This is a genomic window from Candidatus Nitrosopumilus sp. (assembly GCF_029882185.1).
In the GTDB taxonomy this organism is placed as follows: domain Archaea; phylum Thermoproteota; class Nitrososphaeria; order Nitrososphaerales; family Nitrosopumilaceae; genus Nitrosopumilus.
Map to the genome: position 1 here is coordinate 1 of NZ_JAOULD010000078.1, position 4,088 is coordinate 4,088.

The following is a 4,088-nucleotide window of genomic DNA, read 5'->3' on the forward strand; positions in this document are numbered from 1 at the left end:
GTCAAAGCATCTCTTGCAAGACCACTAATTGACAGTCTTGTACATGACACAATTGTAACCGATGACAAAATCACAAAAATTATTCCTTTAAAGTTGAAATCCGTTCGTGAATCTATTGAAATTGCTACAAATGAAATGGAATTATCTCCTCCTGAGTTAAATTTGAAAGAAGAAAAGACTGGTTTTAAAATTAATCAAAAATTGATTCAATTTTCTCTTATTGGATTGGCTATAATTGGGACGTCATATTATTGGCTTGACGATAGACCTGAAGTCTATCAAACACTTTGGTTAATTGCATCTGCCGTGTGGTATGCTGTTATTTTCATGTCCATACTTTTGATTCGTAATAAAACACGTTTGGGATATTTTTTGGCAGGTTTATTATCTTGGACAACACTCGCATTTTGGTTATTTGATAATTTTTATGTCGTTTTTGAAACCTCTTTGATTGCAGCTCAACCTGGTGAGTTGATGACTGTAAGAAATTTCATTGGGATATTCTTTGCCTCTCTAACCGTTATATCTTCACATAATCTATTCCATAAAGTAATAGATTATCAACATAAGGGACATCCTCTTTAGATTTTATATGATTTCTTTTTTCAATTTTCCAATTACTTCATTTGTCATTTTTAACAAATTATTGGTATTGGCATCTGCAAAATTTTCTGTCATATGATAATTCTTTTAAAATTTGAGATAACTGGTAGTGTGTTATGTTATGTGACAGTCTTTTTTTGAGCCTATTTTAGGCACTCTTAATAATCCTGAATCCTTTATTTGAGACTTTCAAATTAGCAAATTTTTCAGGCTGGATGATTTTTGCAAGAATTTCTATTCCCTCAACTGTTCTAATACTTGGTTTGCTAAAAAATGAATTTGCGTCTACTGCAAAAACCTTGTTGTTTTTTACTGCCGTTAATGAATTCCAAACATCATTATTTTTTAGGATTTGATTATATTCCAGTATTGTTCTTTTTGAATCAAAACCACATGGCATTAAAACAATGATGTCTGGCTCTGACTTGATTATTTCATCTATAGTCAACCGCTTGGAATGCTCCCCTGTTTTACTTATTATGTTGACGCCTCCGGCAATTTCAATCATTTCGGGAATCCAATGCCCTGCAGTAAAAAATGGCTCTATCCATTCAATTGCAAGCATTTTTGGTTTTTTTGTATTGGTAAATTCTCTGATGTTGGAAATTCTTTTTTCAAGCGAATTTGTAATGTCTTTAGCTTTTTGATTGCATTCTAGAATTTCTCCTAATTCTCTAACTGCTTCTATGATCTCTTTCATGTTGTGAGGATCCATGGAATAAAGAATTGGTTTTGTGTCTAAAATTTCCATTGCCTTGTTGACTAGATTGGTATGTGCAGCGCACACTTCGCAGGTCTCCTGTGATATAATTAAATCTGGACAGGCTTTTCTTAAGTTCTCTTCATCTAGTACAAAAATATTCTTTCCTTCATTTAACAACTTGTATGTTGTGGAATCAATTTCTTTGCTGGTTAATTTTTCTGAATCAATAACCGTATTGATTATTTTGGGTTTGTAACATGCATTTTTTGGGTATTTGCATTCATGTGTGACTCCAAAAATCTTATCCTGTTCTCCTAATTCATAAATTAATTCAGTTGCACTAGGCAAAAATGAAACAATTCTATTTACGGTCACTGTTTTTCTTATTGGTGATCCTTTAAACACCATACGTTAACAACCCATCAATTTTTCTTACTAGTCACATTAATAGGCTCATTTTAAGCACGAAAATCATGTTTTCAGATTCACAAAATATACGCCGTGAAATCTTGTCTAAATGGCATGAGTCTATTTCAAAACATGGAAATTTATTTTCGTCTGATTCGATAAGTGGCACAAGCCCTCCATCTGTTTTTGTGGGATCTTATGATTATCCCAAAGTCTTTGTTGGTCCCATGGTTCCTCCAATCCATGGTGATACTAGTTTGCTTGATAGTCCTGAACAATGGAAGGGAAAATCATTAGAGGATATAGTAAATTTTAGACTAAATTTAGTCAGGGGTGTACAAAAAATCTCAATAGACCAAACTGAAGGACGTTACATCGAAGATCTTCAAGAAATTACAATGTCTTCAAAAGCTACTGACACGGATTTAGTTTTTCAAAAAACCACTTCTCCAAAAGTCTCATTAGATGGCGAAAGTGCTCCTTTTGGTCCTATTGGTGAGATTAAAACGGCAAAATTTTCTGGAACTTCTTCTGAAAAATCCATCGAAAAAACATACTATGATAAAGATTTGAAAGCTCAGGATGCTGTTTTGAATTTGTATAATTCTGGAATTGATATTTCAAAAATTCAGAAATGTTTTAGCATTGGAATGTTGGGTCAGAAAAGAAAATTAGTTCCTACTAAATGGAGTATTACTGCAACTGATGATATTATTTGCAAATATCTCACTGATGATGTTCTAGATTATGGATTGATTGATTCTCATCGGATTTTTTCATATGAACATTTGGGAAATATCTTCACTGTTGTGTTATTTCCTCATCGATGGGTCTATGAGATGATTGAGGCTTGGTATTCTGATGGGATATTGGGATTTGGTTCAGATTATGAGGATGCTCGTGGAATTGATCATCCACCTGCAATTGCCGGTGCCTATTTTGCAGCAAAATTAGGTGTGCTGGAGTATCTTAAAGATAAAAAAATTCAGGCTGGCGCTGTAATTCTACGAGAAATTCGTCCAGAATATGCTATTCCTGTAGGGGTATGGCAGGTTAGAGAAGGCATACGTGAAGCAATGAATCAAACTCCTATGATTGCTGATAGCATTGAGAATGCATTGGTTTTGGCATCAAATAAAACTAGTATAAGCAAATCTGAGTGGTTATCTCATGGAAATATTGTAGAATTGATCAGACAAAAAACCATTTCTGATTTTTTTTAGAATCTTTTCTATAGTTTAAATAAATTTTGAGGTTCTGGATTTGAATATAGTAAAAAATATGTCTGACTGGCAAGATATGTATTGTTAAATCGATATATTGTTGGATTTATTTCATAAAGAATTTCTCCAATTGATATTTCCTTATTTTGAAATTTTGTCAATAACTCAAAAAATTTTTCTTTTTCCTGATTACTAAAGCTGTTTGAAAAATACCCGAAAATATGCATGATTACGTTGCTATGCTTTTTTATTGTGGGCTGGCTCTCAAATGCCTTTTTCAGATGTTCTTCATATTCTTGTAAAATGTTTGAAAAATTATTTTTTTTATTACTTGCAACAATATTTCCTAAAATTTTTAATTCTTGTTGGCTATGTGCCATAATCATGTATTTGTTCATGGCTTGAAACGATACCAAATTTTTTATTTTGTTTGAATTTTTTACCTCTTCAAATCTTTCAAGAACATATTCTATTACCTCCTTTTCTGAGACTTTGTTGATTTCAAGATCTAATGATTTTTTTTCCACTTTTCAAGTTCTTTTCATTTTGCATATAAAGAAAATCTCTTTTTCCATCCTTTGGCACTATGTTTCTTGCAATAATGTTACCACTAGCTTGTTTATTGGCACTAGCTTAAATACTATCAGAAAAAAATAATGTTAATGAAAACAACGATTATGGCAATCGCTGCAATGATCATAATTACATCAAATGTTTCATCTGCTTATGCAGAAGTTCCATCATGGGTAAAAAACAATGCGGGATGGTGGGCAGATGGTACAATATCTGAATCTGAATTCATTTCAGGTATTGAATTTTTGATTAATGATGGAATTATTACAATTGCTTCAGCACCCATATCCTCTCAGACATCTGATGGCGTTCCAGATTGGGTAAAAAACAATGCGGGATGGTGGGCAGATGGAACCATCTCTGATGATGAATTCGTAAATGGAATTCAACATTTGATTTCCTTAGGAATAATCAATGTCTCCGAATCTGTTTCTACAAAAACTCCTACTCCCTCTGATGATTCAGAATTAAGATTACTTCAGGCAGAATTGAATAGATGTGCTGAAATAACCAAGGCCTATGATAGACTCAACTGTGAAAGATCTGCAAAACATTTGATTGCCTCATATGAGTACAAG

Annotated in this window: 3 protein-coding genes and 2 pseudogenes; 3 read left to right on the plus strand and 2 right to left on the minus strand. The window is 32.8% G+C overall.

Annotation, left to right across the window (positions count from 1 at the left end; all coding sequences use genetic code 11):
* Positions 1–585, plus strand: a pseudogene (locus OEW78_RS10105) (epimerase); the annotation flags it as partial.
* A gap of 166 nt (positions 586–751) precedes the next feature.
* Here OEW78_RS10105 and OEW78_RS10110 read toward each other — a convergent pair.
* Positions 752–1,714 (minus strand): cobalamin-binding protein, encoded by a 963-nt coding sequence (locus tag OEW78_RS10110; RefSeq protein WP_300327170.1) that lies wholly within the window; start codon positions 1,712–1,714, stop codon positions 752–754.
* A gap of 65 nt (positions 1,715–1,779) precedes the next feature.
* Here OEW78_RS10110 and OEW78_RS10115 point away from each other — a divergent pair, with 65 nt between their 5' ends.
* Positions 1,780–2,937 (plus strand): Nre family DNA repair protein, encoded by a 1,158-nt coding sequence (locus OEW78_RS10115; RefSeq protein ID WP_300327171.1) that lies wholly within the window; start codon positions 1,780–1,782, stop codon positions 2,935–2,937.
* Between the two features lie 8 nt (positions 2,938–2,945).
* Here OEW78_RS10115 and OEW78_RS10120 read toward each other — a convergent pair whose 3' ends face one another.
* Positions 2,946–3,464 (minus strand): YbgA family protein, encoded by a 519-nt coding sequence (locus OEW78_RS10120; RefSeq protein WP_300327172.1) that lies wholly within the window; start codon positions 3,462–3,464, stop codon positions 2,946–2,948.
* Positions 3,465–3,599: 135 nt separating this feature from the next.
* Here OEW78_RS10120 and OEW78_RS10125 point away from each other — a divergent pair.
* Positions 3,600–4,088, plus strand: a pseudogene (locus tag OEW78_RS10125) (peptidase); the annotation flags it as partial.

Coding starts and splice junctions, on each gene's coding strand:
- OEW78_RS10110 (WP_300327170.1), bottom strand. CDS start 1,714: ATGGTGTTTAAAGGATCACCAATAAGAAAAACAGTGACCGTAAATAGA.
- OEW78_RS10115 (WP_300327171.1), top strand. CDS start 1,780: ATGTTTTCAGATTCACAAAATATACGCCGTGAAATCTTGTCTAAATGG.